We start from the raw sequence: 22,304 nt of genomic DNA on the forward strand, positions 1-22,304 counted from the left end.
GGCCGTAGGAGTGGCGGCCGTGGGAGTGGCGGCCGTCGTCCCGGCCGTGGCGACCGCAGCCGTCGTGTCCCCATCGGTCGCCGTCGGCACGGTCTCCCCGGGCGCGGACGCGGCGGTGGGCAGCTCCTCCACGGCCGTGACCGCAGCCGTCACCGCGACCGTGGCGTCGGTGGTGGTGTCGGTCGCGGTGTCCGCCTCCGACGGGACCGCCGACTCCCCGGCGGCCAGGCGCAGTTCCCGCTCGGCCTGCTCGGCCGTCATCCGCTCCTCGGGGTCCTTGCGCATCAGGCCCTCGATGACCGACGTGAGCGGCCCGGCCCGGTGCGGCGGCGGCAGTTCGTCGTCCACGACAGCGCGCAGCGTCGCCAGGGCCGTCGTCCGACGGAACGGCGAACGGCCCTGTACGGCCGCGTAGAGAAGCACGCCCAGCGACCACAGATCGGACGCGGTACCCGGTGTCCGGCCCAACGCCCGCTCCGGTGCCAGGTATTCGGGCGAGCCGACGACCTCGCCGGTCATCGTCAGCGCCGTGTCCCCCTCCACGGTGGCTATCCCGAAGTCGGTCAGCACGACCCGGCCCTCGTCGGCGAGCAGGACATTGGCGGGCTTCACGTCGCGGTGCAGCACCCCCGCGCCGTGCGCCGCGCACAGCGCCGCCAGCACCTCGACGCCGATGCGCGCGGCCTCCTTCGGCGCCAGGGCGCCCCCGGCGCCGATCACGTCGGCCAGCGACCGGCCGCGGACGAGTTCCATCACGATCCACGGCCGGCCGTCGAAGGTGGCCACGTCGTAGACGGTCACCACGCCACGGGCGTTGATCCGGGCCGCCGCCCACGCCTCCCGCTCCAGCCGGGTGTACATCCGGGCACTGCGCTCGGCGGGCAGTTCGGCGGAGGCACGCACCTCCTTGACCGCCACCTCGCGGTGCAGCACCTCGTCGCGGGCGCGCCACACGGTGCCCATACCGCCCTCGCCGAGCACGGACAGCAGTCGGTACCGCCCTGCGACCAGCCGTTCGCCACCGGCCTCCGGCGAGGCCGCGTCCTGGTTGTGCATGGGGGTCAACTCCCTGTCTCTGCGTACCGCCAGGGACATTATGATGAATGCCGCGCCGTTCGCTGAGAGCGTCCGCCAGCAGGTGCTCGTTCAACGCCTGCCGGGTCTGCCGCAGGCGTCAGGGAGCCGGTGCCGTAGCAGCATCCTGATGCCTGTGATGGTGCGTTCCAACTCGGTGAACAACTCATCAGCCCAGACACCACGTTGGTCGGCGTTGGCCGTGCTCTGCCCCGGGCAGACACCATGCAGCAGATCGGCAGCGCCTTCGGCCCGGCGGTCCTCAGCACACTCGCCACCTCGCACACGGATGCCCCGCTCGGCGACGGGGCGAGCACCGCTTCGGCATTCACGGGTGGTTACCAGCTTGCTTTCCGCATCGGCTCGGGCATCGTCGCCGTCGCTCTCCTCCTCGCCGCCACCCTGCTGCGATCCCCCCACCACAGCACAACGTGTCGTTTCCCTTCGGCGGGCAGGCAAACAGAATACGCACGGATTATGTCACCTAATGACAAGTCAGTCCTGCTAATCTCAGCCCTCCCCAGGGTTTTCGGCTGTGGTTCGTTCAAGTGGTGACGGCTCTCTCGGGCGATGTCGGCTTTGGGGTTTTCACCCGCCGCATGGCGGCAACACAGAGAGCTGGCCGGAAAATGTCCCGAATCAATAAGTCCCTCACCGCAGGGGGAGTGTTCGCTGCGGCAGCCGCCATCTGACGCTCGCAGTCCCGATACCTGCATTCGCAATCCACAGGGTGGACGTAGGCGAATGCAACTTCAATCCGAACCGTTCTGACTACCTCATGTTTCCAGGCCGGCAACAGCAACGGCCGCGCCTTCCATGAATGTCCCGCTCATCCCGACCGGGCGATCTCGCAAGAATTCCGGAGTGCCTGACCTCAGGCATCGAAAAGAGTGGAGAGAAAGTGAACTCCGTTTCCCGTAAGGCCACGCTTGCCGTCGGCGGCATAGCGGCGGCCGTGGGCCTTTCCATGTTCGGCGCCGGAGCGGCCTCGGCCAGCCCGCTCCTGCCGTACGAGGGGACCGTGTACAGCAGCCTGGGCAAGTGCCTGACCGTGGGGAACACCCTGGCCCAGAAGGGTGCGATAGTCACGTTCACCTGTGAGCCGCGTTCGAACGGCCGCTACGCCTTCTACTACACGATCTGACCGGCGGTACCGGTCAGATCTGAAGCAGGTCGATGCGAAGGAGGCCGGTTTGGAGCGCGTTGAGGAACTCACTGCGCGGATAATCGCGGCCTCCTGACCACGGCGTACGAAGGGGCGGTGCACACCCGTATCGGGTTCGTGCACCGCCCCTTCGGGGCTCCGTCGCCGCCAACAAAGACTGTTGCCGCGAGATTGGCTGGTTGAATCAGTTCGCCGGCCCGACGAGATACGGCACCGAGCTGGTTCCGACTCTGGCCCCCCATGATCTCCGCCGGACAGGGGCTCAGGCGCCGGTCGTGCCGTCGAGCATCTCGCGCAGGATGTCCAGGTGACCGTTGTGGCGGGCTGTCTCCTCGGTCAGGTGGAGGAGGATCCAGCGCAGGTCGACGTGGAGGCCCTCGCGGACAGCTCGCTCGGCCCGGAGGTCCAGGCTGTTCCCGGCGACAAGTTCGCGGTAGCGGGCGCTCTGATCGGCGTATTCGTCGAGCAACTGTGTAAGCGGGAAGTCGACGGCGATACGCATCTCGCGGTCGGGGTCCTCCTCGGTCCAGGGGCCCCGGTCTTCCTCGCCGAGGAAGACCACCTGGAACCAGTAGTACTCGACCCAGCGGAGGTGGTTGATCACTCCGCTGATGGTCATCAACGGTGAGCCCGGCAGGAGCGCCTTGCGGGCGTTCTCCTCTGAGATGCCATCGCACTTGGCGCGAGCGGTGTCACGTGCGTAGTCGAGAAACGTGATGAGCTGGGTGCGCTCGTCCCACGCGGGAGGCGTGTCGTCGATTCTGGTCATCGCACGAAAGCGTCCCCGATCACCGCGACCGGTGTCGAGGTATTTATCGACGGGCCCATCCCGCTCCACCCAGCTCCTCGTCCGGCGGGTCGCTACAGCCTTACGGCAAAGCGCCCCAGGCAATGAGCCCCGCTTGCGTTCGGAGTACACGGTGGAGGCGGAGGGTGACATGCGACTCCGTACCTGGTCTGTGTGACCCCCGGCCGGGTCCCGCCCGGGGTCGGTGCGGCGCTGAGGCAGGATGGATCCATGAGCATCGTGAAGATCAATGTGCTGACGGTCCCGGCTGAACAGCGGGAGGTTCTGGAACAGCGCTTCGCCGCACGGGCCGGGACGGTCGAGGGCTCCGACGGCTTCGAGTGGTTTGAACTGTTGCGCCCCGTCGAGGGGACTGACACATATCTGGTCTACACAAGGTGGCGCAGCGAAGAGGACTTCCAGGCGTGGATGGAGGGCCCGATGAAGGCGGCCCACCAGCGCGGCGGCGAGAACGCGCCGCAGCAGAAGCCCGCCGCCTCCGGCTCCACGCTGTGGTCCTTCGAGGTCGTACAGCAGACCGGACCCAAGCAAGGTTGACACGGACCCCTTGCAAAGATCGCTAGCCCCCTGGACCTTGGCCAGAGGGCTAGCGGTTTCGTGTCGCATCTGCCAGACGGCTGTGAGCTCGCGTGCCCGTTCGTTGAAGTCGGCTACAAACCGGCGCTTGCCGAGTGGCTTCATGCGTCACTTTAGGTCTTGCTCAGCCTCGACCGCTCGATGCACCGAGGGCACTGGCACGGCGGCCACACCGACGTCTCCAGCGGCCTCAGGGGATCGGTAGACCTGATCACGCGTGTCGGCCCGTAGGTCTTCCCACCGTCCCGAGACACGCGCAGCGTCATCATGGCTCGGTCCTTCATCGGGATTCCTCGCTGTGAAGCGGGCCCTCGTGGTGCCGCTGGAGTTCGATGAGGCAGAAGGTTGCCCATTTTTGATCACCGGTGCGCCTCGCTTCGGCTTGCTGTCGTAACAGCGCGGCGCACACATCGCAGTCGGCGTTGGGTGGAGTGTTCGCGCATGGGGTGGCTGGACTAGTGTCCGGCATGTTGTCGCTCCCGTCAGCGATGGCCACGCCCCCGGACCGGTCGCACGGTCGCGGGGGTCCTTACGTACGTCAAGACAACCGTGGATGTGCAGTCGCGGGTGGTGACTGCGTGGTGACTACGTGGTGACAGTCGTACTCTGGTCACCATGAGCAGCGGGGAGTTTTCATCAGAGGCTAAGAAATCACCGGCTATCACTGATCGGATACTCAATCTCAACGAGGCGAGTGGAGCCGACTTCGCGCACGCCATCCGGGAGACTTCCCGTCGGCTGGTTGTCCTGGACAACGAACTCAGCGGGGTATCCATTGCCGAGCCCGCGGGCCGTGCATTCAAGGTCGTGCATCGACGAATTGGGGACGGAGACTACGATTTCCGGTATGAGCGTGACATTCAATCGGCCGCCGCAGAGCTTGCCGAAGTCGCTGGCTGGGCTCTCTGGGACGCGGAAAGAGATGACGCCGCCCAGCGTTTCAACCATGAGGCGCTGTTCCTCGCGAAACTCTCGGGGGACTGGTCCATTGAACTGCTGACCCTGCAAAACATGGCCATGCAAAGTGAATGGCGCGGACGGAATCAAGAGGCGCTGTCCATCGCCCGATCGGTACTCAATCGTAGACGGTTGTCCCCGCGCGTCGAGGCAATGTTCCGCATCCGTGAAGCCAAGGGACTCGTCGGCACGGGACGCACGTCCGAGGCCATCGAGTCGCTCAAACGCGCCCGATCGCTCATCGAGGACGGTAACGGGGTTGGCGAACCGGGCTGGGCATGGTGGGTGACCCATGGCGAGATCGACCGCCAGTGGGGCCACACGCTTCAGATCGCAGGTGAGGTAGAGAAAGCAATCGAGTTACTGCTGCAATCCGTGCAACCAGGACGAGACGTCACGACTGGCTACTCAAGCGAGCGAGTCGCGCGACTCGGGCAATGCCTACTGGACGTCAATGCATGGCACGATGCGGAAGAGGTAGCCAGGTCCCTGGTCACCGCCGCACCCGGAATCTCATCGGGGCGGACGCTCCGCATAATCAGCCGCGTCGCCAAGCAGCGCGAAAAGCTGAAGGGTGCACCGCGAAGCCTTACGGATACTCTTGAGTACCTGGGGGAAAAGCTTGACGAGGACCCGTTCACTCTTTGACTCGGCACGTTGCCGTTTTTACGCATGTCACAACGCACCGTTGAATGACAGGTAGAACAGTCTGAGTGGTGCGCCGTCGGCCCCAGCCACAACGCCCCAACCCCGACCGGGCGGGGCGCTCGCGTCTGTGCGTTCATGGCGCGCTGGAAATGCGGGCGGTGGGCGCCCGACGGGACCGGCGGCCACGCCGCAGCCCGGCGGGGCGGCCTGACCGCCCGGCGCGCCGCAGGCGCGCCCTTGAGTAAGTGAAGACAGTTTCCGCCACACCTCATCCGGTTATCTGGTGCTGGGCGTTGGATCGCTCGGAGACGGTTGGCTGATCGGGGGCGGGATGGCGTGGTTCCCCAGGGCATGCCCCGGGGAGACCGGTGGGGCCCTAATTGCTCATGCTCCCCTGGAAGGTGACACTTGTCCGACGCTTCGCGCGTCCAATCCACTCGATCCCTGTCGGCTGCCCGTGCTGACCGCTCCGCCGAACTGGAGCACGCAAGACGCCTGCGTCTGCTCTCCGAAGCCGACAGAGACACCATCCGCCTCGTCCAAGGTCCGGGCTTCGCCCGCTGGTTGGAGCAGATCACCGCCATCGGCGGCTGCGCTCACCCCATCTACCTGTCCGGCTCCACGATCACCCGCGACGCCCAGACCGGCGAAGTGCTTTCCGCCTACTCGACGGCCAGTGAACCCGGCGAACGGCTGGCTGTACGGTGCCGCAACCGCCGCGCCACCGTCTGCGCACCCTGCTCACGTCTGCACGCCGGAGCGCCCCGGCAGGCCATCGCCTGCCAACGGGCGTCGCGGTCCAGCAGGAAGTAGCCGGCCAGCTGTCCATCGTCCGGTGCGGCGGTGAACGTGCCGTAGCTACGGCGTTGTTCGTCGGTCAGGAACGCCACCCGCCCCGCCTCTCCCCATCGCTTCTCCCCGTGCTGAGTGCGGTCCGATGTCGGCCGACGGCTCGGAGCCGTTCGAGGAGTTCGCCAACGCCTGCGGTGTGCGTTGCTGCGGCTGGCCAGGTCCAGGGAGCGGGTGGCGGTCTGGGCGGCGCCGCTGTCTGCGGCCAGATCGACCGTATCCGGGCGGATGCGGCACATCCTGGGACACCAGCATCTCCCGCTGGGTAGGATGCCCGCATGTATCTGCTGATGACGCCTCCGCCGCCCGCCTCCTGAGGCGGGCAGTCACACAGCTATTCCGGGATGCCGGGGTGGCTGCGTGGGTTGCCCACGAAGACTTCGTGTTGGCAATCGACCGAGGAGACCTCCTTTGCAGCCCTCTTCCGCCCTGCCCGTGTGGCGGGGCGCCCTTTACGTCGCGATCGCGGCCACGGCCTGGGGCACCGGCGGTGCCGTGGCCACCGAAATGTACGACGTCGGCGGGATCGATCCCGTCGCTGTTACCTTCTGGCGGTTCCTGACCGGACTCGGGCTGCTCCTGGCGGCCCACTCCGTCTGGCGGGCCAGGCGGCCCGAAACGGTGTCCTCGCTGCGCGCGATGTTCGCGGCGAACCCCCGGCGGGCCCTGATCACGGGCTTCGGGATGGCGGTGGCCCAGTCCGCCTACTTCGCCTCCGTGCAGCAGGCCGGACTGGCCGTGGGCACAGTGGCGACCCTGGGCTCGGGCCCGGTACTGGTGGCCGTCGGCGCCCGGTTGACCCTGGGCGAGCGCACCGGCGCCGCCGGAACCGCCGCGGTGGTGAGCGGTGTTGCCGGCCTGGCGCTGCTGATGGGGGGAGCCGAGGGGAGCACCGGCCCCAATCCCCTCCTGGGCATCGGATATGCACTGCTTTCCGCCGCCGGCTACGCGGGTGTGACCCTGCTGGGCCGCTTCGCCGGGCGGGACAACGCCAGTGGCGCCTTCGAGTCCACGCTGCCCGGCTTCACCGTGGGCATGCTCTGTCTCCTGCCGATGGCCGTGTGGGAGGGCTTGGTGCCCGACATGGACCGGCCGGCGTGGACCCTTGGCCTGATCCTCTATCTGGGGGCGGTGCCGACGGCGCTGGCGTACATCCTGCTCTTCATCGGCCTCCGGGTGGTCCGGGCGACCACGGCCTCCGTGGTCGCCCTGGTCGATCCGCTCACTGCGGCGGCCATCGGCGTCCTGGTCTTCGGCGAGCGGCTGAACGCGATCGCCCTCACCGGCACGGCCCTGCTGCTCTTCGCTGTGCTCTTCCTCGCGGCCCGCGAGGGATCCGGACAACCGCGCTCCCGAAAGAGTCCTGACCCGGACCAGGGCCGCGCCAGGCACGCTCCCCAGCCGTCCACACGGACCGAGGAGTGATCGCGCGGTCGCGGTAATGCGCCTGGGCGGTGGGCCCCATCGGCCCACCGCCCGTTGCCCTTTCGTGGGTTTCATCAGTTCGTCGGGTTCGTCGATGAGTGTTGCGCCATGTCATTTCGCCGCGATCGCATCCCCATACAAGGTGTGTCAACCCCTGCCTTCTCGCCAACCTCCCGATGCGATGTGGCCCCTGAGATGACGGGGCATTAGCTTTTCGTACGTGGCCATGCCATTGGCATGGGGATCCGACATACGACAGGAGGCGGTGTGAGTACTGAAGCTCACTTACTAGATCAGAAATCAGGTGTCGACGCCTATCCGGTGGTAGAGGAAGTCTCCTCGCTGCTGAAACGTCCGGCAGAAGATCTCGACGCATCAGTGACCATAGCTGAACGGGCGGTATTACGGGCGGCCGTCAGTGATCTCAACGCACGGTCGGCAGCCGGTGATCCGGCGGCGTTCTACGGCCAGCAACTGTTGCTCTCCCGTATCTACGCGCTCTCCACCCAGCTCCCCGAGGGACCCACTGCCGAAGGCTCCACGTTCGTCCACGAGGTGCTTCGCCTGCTGGAGCAGGCCACCGCGGCCGCCGAGGACGCCGCGCTGGAGCCGGGCGCACTCGACGCGGCACCCACCGAGCCGTCCGCGTATCTGTCCTGGTTGAAGAAGTCCGCGCGTGAACACCGCGTGTACAAGCACCCGTACTACCGGGAATTCATCCGCGATCACGCCACGGCGGACGATCTACGGAACTATGTGATCCAGGAATCCGTCGTTGACGGTCGATTCGACGATCTTCTTGCCACGATGCAGGTCGGTACCAGCGGCGACGCGAAGATGGAGATCGCCGAAAACTTCTGGGACGAAATGGGAAACGGTGACCCTTCGCAGGTGCACACCCATCTCTTCAACCAGATCTTCCGGGTCTTCGATATTCCCGCCCAGGAACTGGAGCGGTCACTCACCGCCAACGCCCTGCTGTCGGGAAACCTCGCCGTGCTCCTGTGCCGGTACCGGCACCTGTATCCGGAAGCCGTCGGATTCCTCGGGATGACCGAATGGCTGGCGCCCGAGCGCTTCGTTCACGTCGTGCACGCCTGGGAACGGCTCGGGCTGCCCGACGTCGGCATCGTGTACCACAAGCTGCACATCACCGTCGACTCCCGGCACGCAGCCGGCTGGTTCCACAACGTGGTCGTCCCCGCCGCCACCTCCGAGCGCATGCGGCGGGCGATCGCCCGAGGAACACTGTGGCGGCTCAACTCCTCCGCCCGCTACCTCGACGAACGCATGCCCGATCTCGCCACCCACCGACCGGTCTGACAGGAAGGGCTCAGTGCCATGGCAATCGGCTCTCAGGGGTTCTCGATCATCGACTTGCCTCCGGCGACACCGGAGACGTTGGACAGCTACGACAACGTCCCGCTCGACCCGTTCATGGGCAACGGCACGCGCTACAAGCGGTTCACTCAGTACAAGCTGTCGCCGGAGCCCGGAAGCGACCGGGGCTGGATCTACGAGAAACTGCCGCAGCGCGACTACATCATCTCCAAGAGGTACAACAACGTGGCCGGCGGCATCCGCCGCCCCTACGACCCGATCGAGGTCGACTTCACCCCGCTGGTCACCATCGGCGCGAACGCGCTCGAACTGGACCGCAGCCATGACTGGCAGATCAACATCCACCAGAACCGCAGCAGGGCCGAAAGCGAGCGCTGCGCACCGATAACCCCGGAGGGCGTGCACAGCGACGGACACGAGTACATCATGATCGCCGTGCTGCGGCGGAACAACGTCGCCGGAGGCGAGACCCGCCTGTGGCTGCCGGACGCCGACGCGCCGATCTGGACGGGCACACTGGCGGCGGGGACGGCCGTCCTGCTGGACGACAAGGCGATCAAGCACGAAGCCACCGACGTCACCTCCGCCGACGGCGGCCCCGGCCACCGGGACATCATCATCGTCGCCTACTCCACCTGGGAAAAAGGGTGGTACGGCGAGGAGTACGAAGCGGCAGCCCTCGCCGACCGCCCGCTGAACTGACCCGCCGCGGCGGCCGGTTCATGGGCGACTTCGTGAAGTACCAGGCGCTCGGCAACGACTACCTGATCGTCGACCCCCGAGGCGGAGGTACGGCCCTGGGCACGGAGCCCGTCCCCGAAGCCGTCCGGCTGCTCTGCGACCGGCACCGCGGAGTCGGCGCCGACGGACTGCTCTTCGGACCGCTGGATGCGCCCCGGCCCGGCACCGCCGCACCGCTGCGCATCTTCAACGCGGACGGCAGCGAGTGCGGGATGAGCGGCAACGGGCTACGCATGTTCGCGCTGTACCTCGGCGAGCACTACGTGCGGGAGTGGCGTACGGGGACGCCGTTCACCGTACGCACGCCCGGCGGCGACGCGGAGGTCCGGATCATGGACGTCACCGACGGGCGGGTGTGCGTGGGCATGGGTCGGGCGCGCTTCACCACCGGCGGGGGCACGGACGGCGGTGGCGCGGCAGCCACCGTCGTCCCGCTGGCAGGCGCCGGACCGGGCGACGAGGTCACCGTCACCGACCTGCACCTCGGCGTTCCCCACACCGTCGTCCTCAGGGACGCGATCGACGGTGAGCTGGTGCGGCGCCTGGGCCCCGCCCTGGCCTGGCACCCCCGCCACCCCGAGGGCACCAACGTGGAGTTCGTGCGTGTCCACGACGACCGCACGCTGGACATCGCGGTCTGGGAGCGGGTCGCCGGCCCCGTGCCCGCGTCGGGCAGCGGCGCGTGCGCCGCGGCGGCCGTGGCACGCGCACGCGGCCTCGTCGGCCCCGACGTGACGGTCCGCATGCCCGGTGGCGAGGTCGACGTGAGCGTGGCGCGGGACGGCCGGATCAGCTCGGTCGGCACCGCGCAGGAGGTGATGACAGGAGTGCTCTCGCGGTCGCTGCTCAAGGAACTGGCCCAGCGGAGCACGATGCTCGACGAGCCGTCGGGAAGGAGGGGCATATGAACGTCACACAGGTCCTCGGGGCATGCCCGCTGGACTGCGCTGACGCCTGTAGCTGGCAGGTGACGGTCCGGGACGGTGAAGCCGTTGCGCTGCGCGGCACCCCGGACCACCCCTACACCCGGGGCACCCTGTGTGTGAAGGTCAACCAGTTCCTGGAGCACACCCGCGCCCCCGACCGGCTGCTCCACCCCCTGCGGCGCATCGGTCGCAAGGGGGAGGGCCGGTTCGAGCGCATCAGCTGGGACAGCGCCCTCGACGAGATCGCCCAGCGGCTGAAGCAGACGATCGAACGCCACGGCGGCGAGGCGATCTGGCCGTACCAGGGCACCGGCACCCTCGGCTTCCTCCAGGGGCTCCAGGGGCGCGCCGGCAGCCGGCTGTGGAACGTCTTGGGCGCCTCGCGCCACGACATGACGATCTGCTCCATCGCCGGTCTCGCCGGTCTCCGGTACACCCTCGGCGTCAGTACGGGGATCGACCCGGAGAGCCTGGCGTACTCCCGGCTGGTCCTGCTGTGGGGGAGCAATCCCCTCACCAGCCGCCACCACCTGTGGAAGGTGATCCAACGCGCGCGCAGGAACGGCGCCCACGTCGTCGTCATCGACCCGATCCGCAGCCGTTCGGCGGCCCAGGCCGACGAACACATCGCGCCCCTCCCGGGCTCGGACGCCGCGCTCGCCCTGGGCCTGCTGCACGTCGTGCTCCAAGAGGGCGCCGAGGACCGGGAGTACCTGGCCGCCCGCACCGTGGGGTGGGAGGTGTTCCGGAAGCGGGTGCTGGAGTTCGATCCCGAGCGCACGGCGCGGGAGACGGGCGTGACCGAGGAGGAGATCGTCCGACTCGGCCGGCGCATCGCCCGCAGCAGGCCCACCGCCCTGGGGGTGTCGCAGGGCATCCAGCGCCACGCCGGCGGCGGCGCCGCCCTGCGGACCCTTGCCTGCCTGCCCGCCGTCACCGGGGACTGGCAGCGGCCCGGCGGCGGACTGCTCTACTCGACCGACGGCTACTTCGGCGCGAACCGCGAAGCCCTCTACCGGGACGACCTGCTGCGCCGCCCCGTGCGCACCCTGTCCATGACGCGGCTGGCCGAAGGACTGCTGGAGGTGGACGATCCGCCCGTCGAAGCACTGGTCGTCTACGGCGCCAACCCGCTGGCCAGCTCCCCCGACCAGAATCGGATCCGCCGCGGCCTCGCCCGCGAAGACCTCTTCACCGTGGTCATGGACCACTTCCAGACCGACACCGCCGACTACGCCGACATCCTGCTGCCCGCCACCATGCAAACCGAGCACCTGGACGTGCACGACGGCTACGGCCACCTGTACGTCAACTGGAACGAACCGGCGGTCGCTCCGCCAGGGGAGTGCCTGTCCACCACCGAGACCTTCCGACGCCTGGCCCGGGCCATGGAGCTGACGGAACCCGCGCTCTACGCCGGCGACGAGGAGCTGGCGAGCGAACTCCTCGACTCCCCGCACCCGTCCTTGGCCGGTATCACCGTCGACACGCTGCGCACCAAGGGATGGGCCCGGCTCGCCTACCCGGACACATTCGTGCCCTTCGCGAACGGATTCCCCACCCCTTCGGGGAAGCTGGAGTTCGTCTCGGAGACCGCCCGGGCGGATGGCCACGACGCCGTGGCCGGATACGTTCCGGCGAGCGAGACCGACGACACCGAACGGGCACGGTCCTTGCCCCTCGTCCTCCTCTCCGTCGCGAACCACTTCTTCCTGAACACCGTCTTCGGGAACAAACCCGAACTGCGCCGCCGGGCCGGCCCGCCGTACGTCGTACTGCACCCGCAGGACGCCGCGGCGAGCGGCATTGCGGCCGGCGACCGCGTTCGGATCAGCAACGAACGGGGCGCCTTCGAAGCCCTGGCCAGGATCGACGACGTGGTGCGCCCGGGAGTCGCCATGACGACGAAGGGCCACTGGCTCAAGTTCACCGGCGGCTCCGGCCCCAACGCCACCGTCGACGAACGGGACGCGGACATGGGCGGCGGAGCGGTCTTCCACGACAACCGCGTACGGATCACGCCCCTTGCCCCGAGCGAGGACGACAGCAGTGAGGACGGCGGATGAAGTTCCGACGACTGGGCCGCAGCGGGCTCCAGGTCAGTGAGATCGCCTACGGCAACTGGGTCACACACGGCGCCCAGATCGACGACGGCCGGGCCTTGGAGTGCGTGCACGCGGCATTGGACGCCGGCATCACCACCTTCGACACGGCCGACATGTACGCGGGCACGGCCGCCGAGGCCGTGCTCGGCAAGGCGCTGCAGGGCCGGCGCCGCGAGTCCCTGGTGATCTCGACCAAGGTGTTCTTCCCGACCGGCCCCGGACCGAACGACGGCGGCCTGTCCCGCAAGCACATCACCGAGGCCGTCAACGGCTCGCTGACCAGGCTCGGGACCGACTACGTCGACCTGTACCAGGCACACCGCTTCGACGAGCGCACTCCGCTGGAGGAGACGCTCAGGACTTTCGACGACCTCGTGCGGCAGGGCAAGGTCCTCTACATCGGCGTCTCGGAGTGGACCGCCGACCAGATCGCCCGGGCAGTGAAGCTCACCGGTGAACTCGGCCTGGAACGGTTCGTCTCCAACCAGCCCCAGTACTCGATGCTCTGGCGCGTCATCGAACCGGAGATCGTGCCCCTGTGCGAACGGGAAGGGCTCAGCCAGATCGTCTGGTCACCCCTCGCCCAAGGCGTGCTCACCGGCAAGTACCTGCCCGGACGGCCGCCGCCCGCGGGATCGCGCGCCACGGACGAGGCGGGTGCCCGCTGGGTGAAGACCTTCCTGCGCGACGAGGTGCTGGAGCGGGTGCAGCAGCTGGCTCCCATCGCCCGGGAGCTGGACCTGACCCCGGCCCAGCTCGCCGTCGCCTGGACGCTCCAGAACCCGAACGTCGCCGCGGCCATCGTGGGCGCCTCCCGGCCGGAGCAGGTCTGTGACAGCGCGAAGGCGGCGGGCGTCCGCATCGACCCGGCGGTAATGCAGCGCATCGACACCGTCCTCGGCCCGGTCGTCGAACGCGATCCCGCCAAGGTGGACAGCGCCGAATAGAGCCCGCCCTTCCCGCCTCCATTCCGCCGAGTACCTGGAGACATCCATGACCTTCATCCCGTTCGAACTGCTCGAGTGGCAGCAGAAGCGGGGAGCCACCACCACATACAGCCTGGCCGACAGCGGCTGTCGGCCGATCCGGCTGCGCGAGCTGGTCGACGACGAACAGGCGCTGAGCCGACTCCTCGACAGCGAGCTGAGCTACCCGCCGACGTGCGGCACGGACCACCTGCGCGCGCAGATCGCCCATTGGCACGCCGGGAGCACCGACCACGCATCGGAGGTCATCGTCACCGTCGGGGCGGCCGAGGCCAACACGGTCGCTGTCGACACCCTCGTCCGCCCCGGGGACCACGTGGTGACGATGTCACCCGGCTACCGCCAGGTCTGGGGTGCGGCCCAGAACCGGGGCGCCGACGTCGACGACGTCCCCCTGGACCCGGAGCGCGGCTGGCGACCCGACGTCGACGCCCTGGCCCGCGCGGTCCGCCCGAACACCCGGGCCATCGTGCTGACAACCCCCAACAACCCGGCGGGCACCGTCCTGACCGAAGAGGAGATACGAGCGATCGTCTCCGTCGCCGACCGGGTCGGCGCCTGGCTCCTGTCCGACGAGGTCCACCGCGGCACCGAACTCCACACCGACGAGCTGAGCCCCACCTTCTGGGGCCGCTACGACCGCGTCGTATGCGTCGGCAGCCTCTCCAAGGCGTTCGGCATGCCGGGGCTGCGCCTCGGCTGGCTGATCGCACCACCCGCGCTCCTCCCCCAGCTCCGCCAACGGCACGAGTACGCCACCCTCTCCGCGGCCGGGCCGGCGATGGCGCTGGCGGAACTGGCGCTCGCGCCGCCCACCTGCGACCGGCTGCTCGACCGCTACCGCGGCTTCCTGCGCGAGAGCTGGACCCAGATGCGGCAGTGGATCGACTCCCATGACCACCTGCTCTCGGTCGTGCCGCCCCAGGCCACCTCCCTGGCGTTCGTCCGCTACCACCTGGACCTGCCCAGCACCGACGTCGCCGAGGCCCTGCACGCCCGCGGCAAGGTGCTGGTCGGCGCCGGGGCCCACTTCGGAACCGAGCACCACCTACGGTTCACCTACGGGCAGGAACCGGCCCAGTTGGCGGCGGCGCTGGAGAAGACCTCGCACGTCCTGAAGGAACTGAGCGCATGAACCCCACAAAACTGCCCCTGATCGACGCCGAGGAACTGGCGCGCCGCCTGCCCATGCCACGGGCAGTCGCGGCACTGGACCGGGCCCTGCGCGCCGGGCTGGACCCCGAAGCGGACGTCCCGCGCACCGTACTCGACATCCAGGCGGGCCAGCTCCTGCTGATGCCCGCCACGTCGTCCTCGTACGTCGGGGTGAAGATCGCCGCGGTCGCGCCCGACAACCCCGCCCGCGGGCTGCCGCGCATCGTCGCCTCCTACCTCCTCATGGACGCGGCCACGCTCTGCCCGACAGCCCTGATCGACGGCTCCGCCCTGACCCTGCTGCGGACGCCCGCGGTCTCCGCCGTGGCCGTGGACCACCTGGCGGCCGCAGACGCCGAACGGCTCGTCGTCTTCGGAGCCGGACCGCAGGCATGGGGCCATGTGGAGGCGGTCAGGGCCGTACGCCCCATCTCCTCGGTCGGAGTCGTCGCGCGCCGTCCGGAGCAGACGGCCGAACTGGTCGAGCGCTGCCGGTCGGCGGGTCTGCCCGCGGAGGCCGTCCCACCGCAGGCCGTGGCGACCGCCGACGTGGTCGCCTGCTGTACGACGGCGCGGACGCCGCTGTTCCCCGCCGCGGCGGTCGCGGACCACGCGGTCGTCGTGGCGATGGGAGCGCACGAACCGACGGCCCGCGAGGTGGACGGCGCCCTCGTCGCCCGCGCCACCGTCATCGTCGAGGCGCGCACCGCGGCGCTGCGTGAGGCGGGCGACCTCCTGATCCCCCTGCGCTCGGGCGACGTCGACACCGGGGTGATCGCGGGCAACCTGGCCGAACTCGTGCGCGGAGCCGTGGACGTCGCGCCCCGGCGGCCGAAGCTGTTCAAGGGCGTGGGCATGGCGTGGCAGGACCTGGTGGTGGCCGCTGCCGCCGTCGACGGGTCCCCGTGAGCGCGCGAAGGTGACCGGAACCTGACGGTGTCCCCGGCCACCGGGTCACGATGCGACACCGGCACGCCGGCCAACGCCTCCCCGGTCTGCATCTCTGCCGACATCTCTGCTGACAAGGACCTTCCGTGACCGATGCACTTTCCCTCGTCGACGACTGGGGCCCCGAGAAGATCGTCGTCGTCTCCCACCGGCGCACCGGCATGAAAGGTGTCCTGGTCATCGACAACACCGCCCGGGGTATGGGCAAGGGCGGTACCCGGATGAGCCCCACCGTGACCGTCGGCGAAGTGGCCCGCCTGGCCCGCGTCATGACCTGGAAGTGGGCCGGCGTCGACCTCTTCTACGGCGGCGCCAAAGCAGGCATCGCCGCCGACCCCGCCTCCCGCGACAAGGAAGCGATCCTGCGCGCGTTCGCCCGCGCGCTGTCCAACGAGGTCCCCCGCGAGTACGTGATGGGCCTGGACATGGGGCTGACCGAGAGCGACGCCGCCATCATCCAGGACGAACTCGGTGACCGAGGCGCCGCCGTCGGCACCCCCGAACACCTCGGCGGCGTCGCCTACGACAGACTCGGCGTCACCGGCTACGGCGTCGCCGAGGCCACCGACGCCGCGGCCCAGCACCTGGGACTGCCCCTGGCCGGTTCCCGCGTCGCCATCCAGGGCTTCGGCGCCGTCGGCAGCGCGGCCGCCCAGCGTTTCGCGGAACTCGGCACCACCGTCGTAGCGGTCTCCACAGCCCACGGCGCCCTGCACAACCCGACCGGCCTCGACGTCGGTGACCTCCTTGCGGCCCGCGACGAGCACGGCGACCACTTCGTCACCCGCCACTACGACGGCACCCCCCTGCCCCTCGGCAGCGAACTCACCGTGGACTGCGACATCCTCGTGCCCGCCGCCCTGCAGGACGTCATCTGCCGCACCACCGCGCAGCACATCAAGGCCCGGCTCGTCGTCGAGGGCGCGAACCTGCCCACGTCCCCCGAAGCCCAGTTCCTTCTCGCCGAGCGCGGCATCGCCGTGATCCCCGATTTCGTCGCCAACGCCGGAGGCGTCGTCGCAGCAGCCTTCGCCATGGACTCCCGCTACTCCGGCTTCCGCCCCGACACCACCACCATCTTCGAAACGATCTCGACCAGACTGCGAGCCAACACGGTCACCGTCCTCGACGAAGCCCGGCGACGGGAGACCACCCCGCACACCGCGGGCCGCACCCTGGCCGAAGAACGCGTCCGCACCGCGATGCGGAGCAGGGGACGCATTCCTCTCGCCTGAGCGCCGGTGCCGCGCGTCAGGCGGCGATGACGGCGGCGGTCGTACGGCCGCCGTCGACGTCGAGCACGATGCCGTGGACGAAAGAGGACTCGTCGGCGGCCAGGTACACCGCGGCGCTCGCGATGGCGTCGGGGGTGCCCATCCGGCCCGCGGGGGTGCCCTTCATCATGGCCTCGGCGGCGTGCGCCTCTCCGGCGTCCGGCGCCAGCACCACGCCCGGGGAGATCGCGTTCACGCGTATGCCCTGCGGCCCGAACTCCGCCGCCCAGGCCCGGGTCAGGGTCTCCATGGCTCCCTTGGTGGAGCTGTAGAGGGCGCCGACGGGGATGCCCAGGCGGGCGATCCAGGAGCCCAGGTTGATGATCGCTCCGCCGCCGGACTCCGCCATGGCGGGCGCGACGGCCGCGGTCAGGAAGAACGGGGCCTTCACGTTGACCGCGTAGACCCGGTCGAAGGTCTTCTCGTCGGTGGCCGCGGTCGCGTCACCGGGGTAGATGCCGGCGTTGTTGACCAGGACGTCGATACGGTCGCCGAGGACCCGCGTCGCCTCCTCGGCCAGAGCCTGCGAGGCGGCGGCGCTTCCGTCCAGGTCGGCCCGTACGAAGTCGGCCCGGCCGCCGGCCCCGCGGATTCCGTCCACGACCTCCTGGCCGCGCTCGGCGCTGCGGCCCGAGACGACGACATGTGCCCCCTCGGCGGCGAATGCCTCCGCGATCGCACGCCCGATGTTGCTGGTCGCGCCGGTCACCAGCGCGGTCTTGCCCGCAAGCCGCATCGACATGGTCCACTCCGTTGCTTGATCTTGCTTGAATCTCCACCGTGAAACCGTGCGGCCGAACCGCATGCCGCCTCCGGCCGGACGGGGCCCTGGACGGCCAGGGCGCAGTGCCCACTGTGCGAGCCCGAAATTGGACCCGCAAGTCCAAAGTTCGGTGTGTGCCGGCCCGCTGCCCCGGCGAAGATCTCCGGCCATGAAGTCCCCTCGGCTGGGACGCCCGGCGTGGCAGCATGGCACCCGCGAAGTGCCGTTTCGGCAATCATTCGGGGGACAGTGGGATGACATCGCTTGAGCTGAAGCCCGCGACACACCTGTTGCAGCGTTGGGCGCCCGAACATCCCGGGACCGCGACCGGGACCGGGCACCCCGCGTATCGGTCGATGCCGGTTACGGGGAGCGCGCCGTCGCCGAGCGAGCGGCCGTGGGACTCATCGCCGACGCCGCCGGAGGTTGCCGAGTACGGCCGCTTCCCGGGTACGTTCGCGGGCGAGGGGACATCGGGGCACCGTCATCCGGTGGCCGTCGAGGTGCTGAACCATGCGATTGCGCACCCGGGCGAGCCATGGACGAGTGCGCGTCCGGATGGAGAGGTGACCGAGAACGTCCACCGGCTGCTGACCGACGCGCTCTCTTCGGAGTCGGACACGCCGGACGAACGGGCTCGCGAGCTGATCGCCGCACTGGCCAGGGAACTGGCGGGGGGCTTTCGCGATCTGGTGCGGGTCACGGTCGCCGCGGAGCCGGGTGGCCATCCGCTCGACGATGAGCTGCATCTGCTCGGCCGAGGTCTTGGCGGGGACACGTTCCGGCTGTCCATAGCCCCCTCGGCACCGCTGCCGCCCGCCAATGGGCTGTGGCCGGACCCTTCCCGTGTGCTGGACGGCGAGATCGCCGCACCCCCTACCCTCACCGAGGGCGAGTACCGGCAGGCGGATCTGGCCGTCCGCGCCGGCTGTGCCGCGGAACTGCTCGGCGAGTTCGTATGGCTGACCAACAACGACCGTATGGAAGTCAACGTCAACGTCCAACCGCACGGCCTTGACCTGGACTTCGCCGACCCGGGCGCCGTCGACGCCGCGTTCCGCGCGTGGTGGCCGAAGTCGGACCGCTGGGCGGAGCTGGTGGAGGACGAGTGGTGGGAGGAGGACGAAGCCGACCTCCACCGGCTGGACGACGAGACTCTGGCGACGGTCCTGACGGAGTTCGAAGACCACAATCTGGAGCAGGCCAGGACCGGCGCCTGGGCCATGGGGGACATCGACGACTACGACATCGACGACGACCCTCAGCCCCGCTTCCCAGGCGACCAGCTGGTGGTCTTCCTCGGCCGGGACGTGTTCGACACCGTCACAGCACAGGTCGCTGACGGCTCCGGCGGTGTGGCTCCGCCGGCGTACGGGATCGGCCTGCCGGTCGACGTCTCGGATGACGACTACGGCTTCCAGGCCTGTCTGCTGCTTGTCGGGGCCGAGTCGGTCGGCATCGTCACGATCGACGCGTCGGCCTGACTGGCCGGGGCACGGCTGCGCCGACGGCGGTGAGGAGATCCACGGCTTGGGTGTTGCCGAGTTCGCGGGCGATCTCCACCGGCGTACGCGCACGAAGGCCCGGCTTGAGCGCCGCGGGGTCGGTCAGGACGGCTGTGGCGTCCGCGCCCGCATCGATGAGCAGGCGCAGTCCCCTCATGTCGCCGGAGGTCAGGGCGACATGGAGCGGCGTCACGCCTTTGGGCGTCCGGACGTCGACGTCCGCGATGCGGGCCAGCAGCAAGCGGAGGACTTCCTCGCGGGCCGAGAAGGCAGCGACATGCAAAGGGGTCGCCCCGTCCACGCCCCGGTGGCCCGTCCGGGACGGCTTGAGGGGGTCGGCTCCGGCGTCGAGAAGGTCCCTCACGGTCTCGGGGAGCGCGAAGACGACCGCATCGTGCAAGGGACCGGATCGCCACTCCGCCTCGGCGTTCGGATCGGCGCCCGCCGCGAGCAGCAGCCGGATGATGTCGCTCGCTTCGGGCCCGCTGTTGGTCTGCAGGTAGAGAATCGGGACCTCCCCTCTCGCGTCGGCGAGGTTCGGGTCAGCCCCTGCGTCGAGCAGGGCCGCGACGATGTCGCGCACGATGTCATACGGCCCCGCCCAACTGTTGAACATCGCGGTGAGGGCCGCGTGCAAGGGTGCGCTGCCCGGAGCTATCGCACGTCCGAAAACACGCTCCCGGGGTACGTAAGCAGTGAGGCGCTTGACTTCGCCCACAATGGCGTTCGGGTCGGCACCTGCCTGTAGGAGGGCCCGCACCAGCTCCGGGGACCGTGACGAGAACGCGGCGAGGTGAAGCGGCGTCAGCCCCGAGGCGGTGAAGGCGCCGAGCTTTTTCCGACGTGTGAGCGCTTCACGCACCGCGACCAGATCGCCGGCCGCGCAGGCACGCGGAAACCTGGACCTCGCGGACGGCGGCCGCGGAACCCTCAGCCCGGACAGGACAGCCGACAGGCGTTCCCCGCCGTATACCTCCTGATCCCCCTCATGGTCCACCTCGTACACCACTGGGTCGCTCGCGTCGGCAGCCTCGGTGAGATCGACGAGCAGGTAGTACTGCCCTTCGTGGTGGCCGATGGTGTACCACGGGCGGGGCTCATTCTCGGCGACCAGGCCATCCTCGACCTCGCACGGTGAGGGCAGCGAAACGCCCCACTCGTACTCGTCGTCGGTACGCATCTCCTGCTCAGTGGGCCAGCGCACGGCCAGTAATGCCTGAATTGACGGTGGCACGGCGTGCTCGCCCGCCGGTGTCGCCACGGTCCATTCGCGGGATGCGAAATCCTCCGGAATACGGCCGTTGAGGCGCTCGATCTGCTTGAGTACGCGCGGATGCAATACGTGCGCGGCAATGCCTTTCCCGCTCATCGTCCCCTGTCCTTGTGATTGGCAAGACTTTCGGCGCAACGATAGATGGGAGCGCTGACAACGCAGGAGGCCCCGGATGACCAGACCTGATGCAGCGATCTCGAATGATCCGCTCGCTGCCCTGGACCAGGTTCGCTGGGACTTGGCCCCGGACTGCTACCGGGACACCGAGCAGGTCCCGATGCTGTTGCGGTTGCTCCGGCAGGGTGAACGGATGGCCGGCCGGCTGCCCGACCGGCTGGCCATGCTGAGTCCTGTCGGCGACCACCTGAGTCCGGCGACTGCCGAGGCACTGCCTTTCCTTATACGGCTCGCGCAACACCAGGACACGCGCGACCGGGTCGCCGTCGTGGCCCTCCTCATCCGTATCGCAAGGACCACTGATGGGGGACCCGCGACGCTGTACGGGCAGGACATGGTGCAGGTGGGCCGGGCATGCCGAAGAGCTTTGCGTGGTGATATGGACGGATGGTTCAACCTGTTGGGACACCCGGACCGCCCTTTTCGCAGACATGTGCTCGTACTGCTCGCACTGCTCTCGCGGCTGCATGGTGGTACCGGGATATACAGCCGACGATGGGACGCGTTGTTCAACTCGGACAGCCGAGAACAGTTCGCGGAGCGAGTCGTGTCGATTGCCTATGAGGGCGCTTGGGAAGCTCGCTCCGGTGATCTGGAGAGACAATGGGAGAGCTGGCTGCTCGGCGGTGGGGCAGTCGAGGATGAAGTCGTACGTACAGCATGGGACCACGCCAAGGTCCCGTACTGGATCGACGACGACGATGTCACCACCGCGCGCGTTCTCATGGAGAGTCAGGTTCCCGGCAGCCGACAGAGCCGCCGAAGCGGGGCTGAGCCCGGTTCAGCGATGGGCTGAATGCAAGGGCGGGCGGGAGGCGATGGGTACGCTCGCTCGGATGATCACTACTTGGGAGCCCACGGCGGCAGGCGTGTTGCGGCTGCCTTCAGGCCGACTCGTACGGGGCAGGGGGCTGCGCCGCCCCCTGCCGGCCGGGCCGGAGCCCGGCTTCGCGCTGTATCTGCTGGGCAAGGAGCCGCCCGCCGTCTCCTGGGAGGCCCGCTGGGTCCGCTGGCCGGACTTCCGGCTGCCGTCCGACCGCGCCGCGGCCGGGGAGGCGCTGCGCGAGGCGTGGGAGCGCGCCGCGGGCGAGCGCGTCGAGGTCGCCTGCGGCGGCGGGGTCGGGCGCACCGGCACGGCGCTGGCCTGCCTCGCCGTACTGGACGGGGTCCCGGGCCACGAGGCGGTCGGCTACGTCAGGGAGCACTACGCGCCGCGCGCCGTCGAGACCCCCTGGCAGCGCCGCTTCGTGGCCCGCTTCACCCCGTGATCCAGCCCGTTCAGATGCTCAGCAGCCGGTCCAGGACGTTGCGGTAGCCGCGCATGGCCAGCCGCAGGTCTTCCGTCCGTACGGTGCCCGACTCGTTCTCCCGCCAGGCGTCTTGGAGCGTACGGCGGCGGTCGGCGAGGAGATCGGCGAGGCGGCCGGACAGCTCGTCGAGGAGCAGATCGGCCTCTTCCACGGCGTCGCGCGGGGCGTCCACGAAGCCGCTGACCGCGTGCCGCAGGCGGCGGGCCAGCTCGTCCTGCTCGCTCGGCGGGAGGACCGGGAAGGTGGGGCCGTTGGGGATCTCGGGGATGGCCCCCGAAGTCCCCGCAGTCCCCGTAGC

20 protein-coding genes and 2 pseudogenes are annotated in these 22,304 nt (G+C 69.1%); 16 read left to right on the plus strand and 6 right to left on the minus strand.

Features of this window, described 5'->3' with window-relative positions; all coding sequences use genetic code 11:
- The coding region (locus CCN51_RS18545) for a serine/threonine-protein kinase (protein ID WP_245881642.1) at nt 1–1,056 on the minus strand (1,056 nt) is incomplete at its 3' end.
- Between the two features lie 919 nt (nt 1,057–1,975).
- Between CCN51_RS18545 and CCN51_RS18555 the strand changes: the two genes are divergently transcribed.
- On the plus strand, nt 1,976–2,218 hold the full coding sequence (locus CCN51_RS18555) for a hypothetical protein (RefSeq protein WP_014180117.1): 243 nt from the start codon (nt 1,976–1,978) through the stop codon (nt 2,216–2,218).
- Nucleotides 2,219–2,501: 283 nt separating this feature from the next.
- Here the strand turns inward: CCN51_RS18555 and CCN51_RS18560 are convergent, their stop codons facing one another.
- Nucleotides 2,502–3,008: a DinB family protein gene (locus CCN51_RS18560; RefSeq protein ID WP_014180116.1), complete on the minus strand. Its 507-nt coding sequence runs from the start codon at nt 3,006–3,008 to the stop codon at nt 2,502–2,504.
- Nucleotides 3,009–3,257: 249 nt separating this feature from the next.
- Between CCN51_RS18560 and CCN51_RS18565 the strand changes: the two genes are divergently transcribed.
- The 3 genes and pseudogenes from CCN51_RS18565 to CCN51_RS57500 all read left to right on the plus strand — a co-directional run.
- Nucleotides 3,258–3,584 carry an antibiotic biosynthesis monooxygenase family protein gene (locus CCN51_RS18565; RefSeq protein WP_014180115.1) on the plus strand — a complete coding sequence of 109 codons (327 nt, stop codon included), beginning with the start codon at nt 3,258–3,260 and terminating at the stop codon, nt 3,582–3,584.
- 654 nt (nt 3,585–4,238) lie between these two features.
- Nucleotides 4,239–5,228, plus strand: coding sequence for an NsdA family TPR-like regulatory protein (locus CCN51_RS18570; RefSeq protein ID WP_193383749.1), 990 nt, complete (start codon nt 4,239–4,241; stop codon nt 5,226–5,228).
- A gap of 495 nt (nt 5,229–5,723) precedes the next feature.
- A pseudogene (locus CCN51_RS57500) lies at nt 5,724–5,987 on the plus strand (replication initiator); the annotation flags it as partial.
- On the opposite strand, the gene CCN51_RS54995 reads toward CCN51_RS57500, so the two are convergent.
- On the minus strand, nt 5,891–6,316 hold the full coding sequence (locus CCN51_RS54995; RefSeq protein ID WP_158104687.1) for a hypothetical protein: 426 nt from the start codon (nt 6,314–6,316) through the stop codon (nt 5,891–5,893). The pseudogene CCN51_RS57500 and the gene CCN51_RS54995 sit on opposite strands and share 97 nt — an antisense overlap.
- A gap of 172 nt (nt 6,317–6,488) precedes the next feature.
- Here CCN51_RS54995 and CCN51_RS18580 point away from each other — a divergent pair, with 172 nt between their 5' ends.
- From CCN51_RS18580 to CCN51_RS18620, 9 genes are all read left to right on the plus strand, one after another.
- The gene (locus tag CCN51_RS18580) at nt 6,489–7,502 is read left to right on the plus strand and encodes a DMT family transporter (protein ID WP_014180111.1); all 1,014 of its coding nucleotides are present in this window, start codon (nt 6,489–6,491) and stop codon (nt 7,500–7,502) included.
- A 267-nt stretch (nt 7,503–7,769) separates the two neighbouring features.
- Entirely contained in the window at nt 7,770–8,825 is a 1,056-nt protein-coding gene (locus CCN51_RS18585; protein WP_055414030.1) for an iron-containing redox enzyme family protein, read from the plus strand.
- 18 nt (nt 8,826–8,843) lie between these two features.
- The gene (locus CCN51_RS18590; protein ID WP_014180109.1) at nt 8,844–9,545 is read left to right on the plus strand and encodes a 2OG-Fe dioxygenase family protein; all 702 of its coding nucleotides are present in this window, start codon (nt 8,844–8,846) and stop codon (nt 9,543–9,545) included.
- A 20-nt stretch (nt 9,546–9,565) separates the two neighbouring features.
- The gene (gene dapF, locus CCN51_RS18595; protein ID WP_014180108.1) at nt 9,566–10,492 is read left to right on the plus strand and encodes a diaminopimelate epimerase; all 927 of its coding nucleotides are present in this window, start codon (nt 9,566–9,568) and stop codon (nt 10,490–10,492) included.
- Nucleotides 10,489–12,576, plus strand: a complete 2,088-nt coding sequence (locus CCN51_RS18600; protein WP_014180107.1) for a molybdopterin-containing oxidoreductase family protein — start codon at nt 10,489–10,491, stop codon at nt 12,574–12,576. Before dapF ends, CCN51_RS18600 begins: the two co-directional genes overlap by 4 nt.
- Nucleotides 12,573–13,562 (plus strand): aldo/keto reductase family protein, encoded by a 990-nt coding sequence (locus tag CCN51_RS18605; RefSeq protein ID WP_014180106.1) that lies wholly within the window; start codon nt 12,573–12,575, stop codon nt 13,560–13,562. The genes CCN51_RS18600 and CCN51_RS18605 overlap by 4 nt, the downstream gene beginning before the upstream one ends.
- A 46-nt stretch (nt 13,563–13,608) precedes the next feature.
- Entirely contained in the window at nt 13,609–14,736 is a 1,128-nt protein-coding gene (locus tag CCN51_RS18610; RefSeq protein ID WP_014180105.1) for an aminotransferase class I/II-fold pyridoxal phosphate-dependent enzyme, read from the plus strand.
- Nucleotides 14,733–15,665 (plus strand): ornithine cyclodeaminase family protein, encoded by a 933-nt coding sequence (locus CCN51_RS18615; protein ID WP_014180104.1) that lies wholly within the window; start codon nt 14,733–14,735, stop codon nt 15,663–15,665. The genes CCN51_RS18610 and CCN51_RS18615 overlap by 4 nt, the downstream gene beginning before the upstream one ends.
- Nucleotides 15,666–15,790: 125 nt before the next feature.
- Nucleotides 15,791–16,939, plus strand: a complete 1,149-nt coding sequence (locus tag CCN51_RS18620; RefSeq protein WP_014180103.1) for a Glu/Leu/Phe/Val family dehydrogenase — start codon at nt 15,791–15,793, stop codon at nt 16,937–16,939.
- Between the two features lie 16 nt (nt 16,940–16,955).
- Here the strand turns inward: CCN51_RS18620 and CCN51_RS18625 are convergent, their stop codons facing one another.
- Entirely contained in the window at nt 16,956–17,720 is a 765-nt protein-coding gene (locus CCN51_RS18625; RefSeq protein ID WP_014180102.1) for an SDR family NAD(P)-dependent oxidoreductase, read from the minus strand.
- A gap of 587 nt (nt 17,721–18,307) precedes the next feature.
- Here CCN51_RS18625 and CCN51_RS18630 point away from each other — a divergent pair.
- Complete coding sequence (locus CCN51_RS18630; protein WP_014180101.1) at nt 18,308–19,225, plus strand: hypothetical protein; 918 nt, start codon at nt 18,308–18,310, stop codon at nt 19,223–19,225.
- Here CCN51_RS18630 and CCN51_RS18635 read toward each other — a convergent pair.
- Nucleotides 19,203–20,615, minus strand: coding sequence for an ankyrin repeat domain-containing protein (locus CCN51_RS18635; RefSeq protein ID WP_078610664.1), 1,413 nt, complete (start codon nt 20,613–20,615; stop codon nt 19,203–19,205). The genes CCN51_RS18630 and CCN51_RS18635 overlap by 23 nt on opposite strands.
- Before the next feature lie 76 nt (nt 20,616–20,691).
- On the opposite strand from CCN51_RS18635, the gene CCN51_RS18640 reads away from it, so the two are divergent.
- Nucleotides 20,692–21,492: a hypothetical protein gene (locus CCN51_RS18640; protein WP_014180099.1), complete on the plus strand. Its 801-nt coding sequence runs from the start codon at nt 20,692–20,694 to the stop codon at nt 21,490–21,492.
- Between the two features lie 40 nt (nt 21,493–21,532).
- Complete coding sequence (locus tag CCN51_RS18645) at nt 21,533–21,964, plus strand: protein-tyrosine phosphatase family protein (RefSeq protein ID WP_043487714.1); 432 nt, start codon at nt 21,533–21,535, stop codon at nt 21,962–21,964.
- A gap of 10 nt (nt 21,965–21,974) precedes the next feature.
- On the opposite strand, the pseudogene CCN51_RS18650 reads toward CCN51_RS18645, so the two are convergent.
- Nucleotides 21,975–22,304, minus strand: a pseudogene (locus CCN51_RS18650) (hypothetical protein); the annotation flags it as partial.

The sequence above is a fragment of the Streptomyces milbemycinicus genome (genome assembly GCF_002154605.1).
Lineage (GTDB): Bacteria > Actinomycetota > Actinomycetes > Streptomycetales > Streptomycetaceae > Streptomyces > Streptomyces milbemycinicus.

Coding starts and splice junctions, on each gene's coding strand:
- CCN51_RS18560 (WP_014180116.1), bottom strand. CDS start 3,008: ATGACCAGAATCGACGACACGCCTCCCGCGTGGGACGAGCGCACCCAG.
- CCN51_RS18565 (WP_014180115.1), top strand. CDS start 3,258: ATGAGCATCGTGAAGATCAATGTGCTGACGGTCCCGGCTGAACAGCGG.
- CCN51_RS18570 (WP_193383749.1), top strand. CDS start 4,239: ATGAGCAGCGGGGAGTTTTCATCAGAGGCTAAGAAATCACCGGCTATC.
- CCN51_RS54995 (WP_158104687.1), bottom strand. CDS start 6,316: ATGTGCCGCATCCGCCCGGATACGGTCGATCTGGCCGCAGACAGCGGC.
- CCN51_RS18590 (WP_014180109.1), top strand. CDS start 8,844: ATGGCAATCGGCTCTCAGGGGTTCTCGATCATCGACTTGCCTCCGGCG.
- dapF (WP_014180108.1), top strand. CDS start 9,566: ATGGGCGACTTCGTGAAGTACCAGGCGCTCGGCAACGACTACCTGATC.
- CCN51_RS18600 (WP_014180107.1), top strand. CDS start 10,489: ATGAACGTCACACAGGTCCTCGGGGCATGCCCGCTGGACTGCGCTGAC.
- CCN51_RS18605 (WP_014180106.1), top strand. CDS start 12,573: ATGAAGTTCCGACGACTGGGCCGCAGCGGGCTCCAGGTCAGTGAGATC.
- CCN51_RS18610 (WP_014180105.1), top strand. CDS start 13,609: ATGACCTTCATCCCGTTCGAACTGCTCGAGTGGCAGCAGAAGCGGGGA.
- CCN51_RS18615 (WP_014180104.1), top strand. CDS start 14,733: ATGAACCCCACAAAACTGCCCCTGATCGACGCCGAGGAACTGGCGCGC.
- CCN51_RS18625 (WP_014180102.1), bottom strand. CDS start 17,720: ATGTCGATGCGGCTTGCGGGCAAGACCGCGCTGGTGACCGGCGCGACC.
- CCN51_RS18635 (WP_078610664.1), bottom strand. CDS start 20,615: ATGAGCGGGAAAGGCATTGCCGCGCACGTATTGCATCCGCGCGTACTC.
- CCN51_RS18640 (WP_014180099.1), top strand. CDS start 20,692: ATGACCAGACCTGATGCAGCGATCTCGAATGATCCGCTCGCTGCCCTG.
- CCN51_RS18645 (WP_043487714.1), top strand. CDS start 21,533: ATGATCACTACTTGGGAGCCCACGGCGGCAGGCGTGTTGCGGCTGCCT.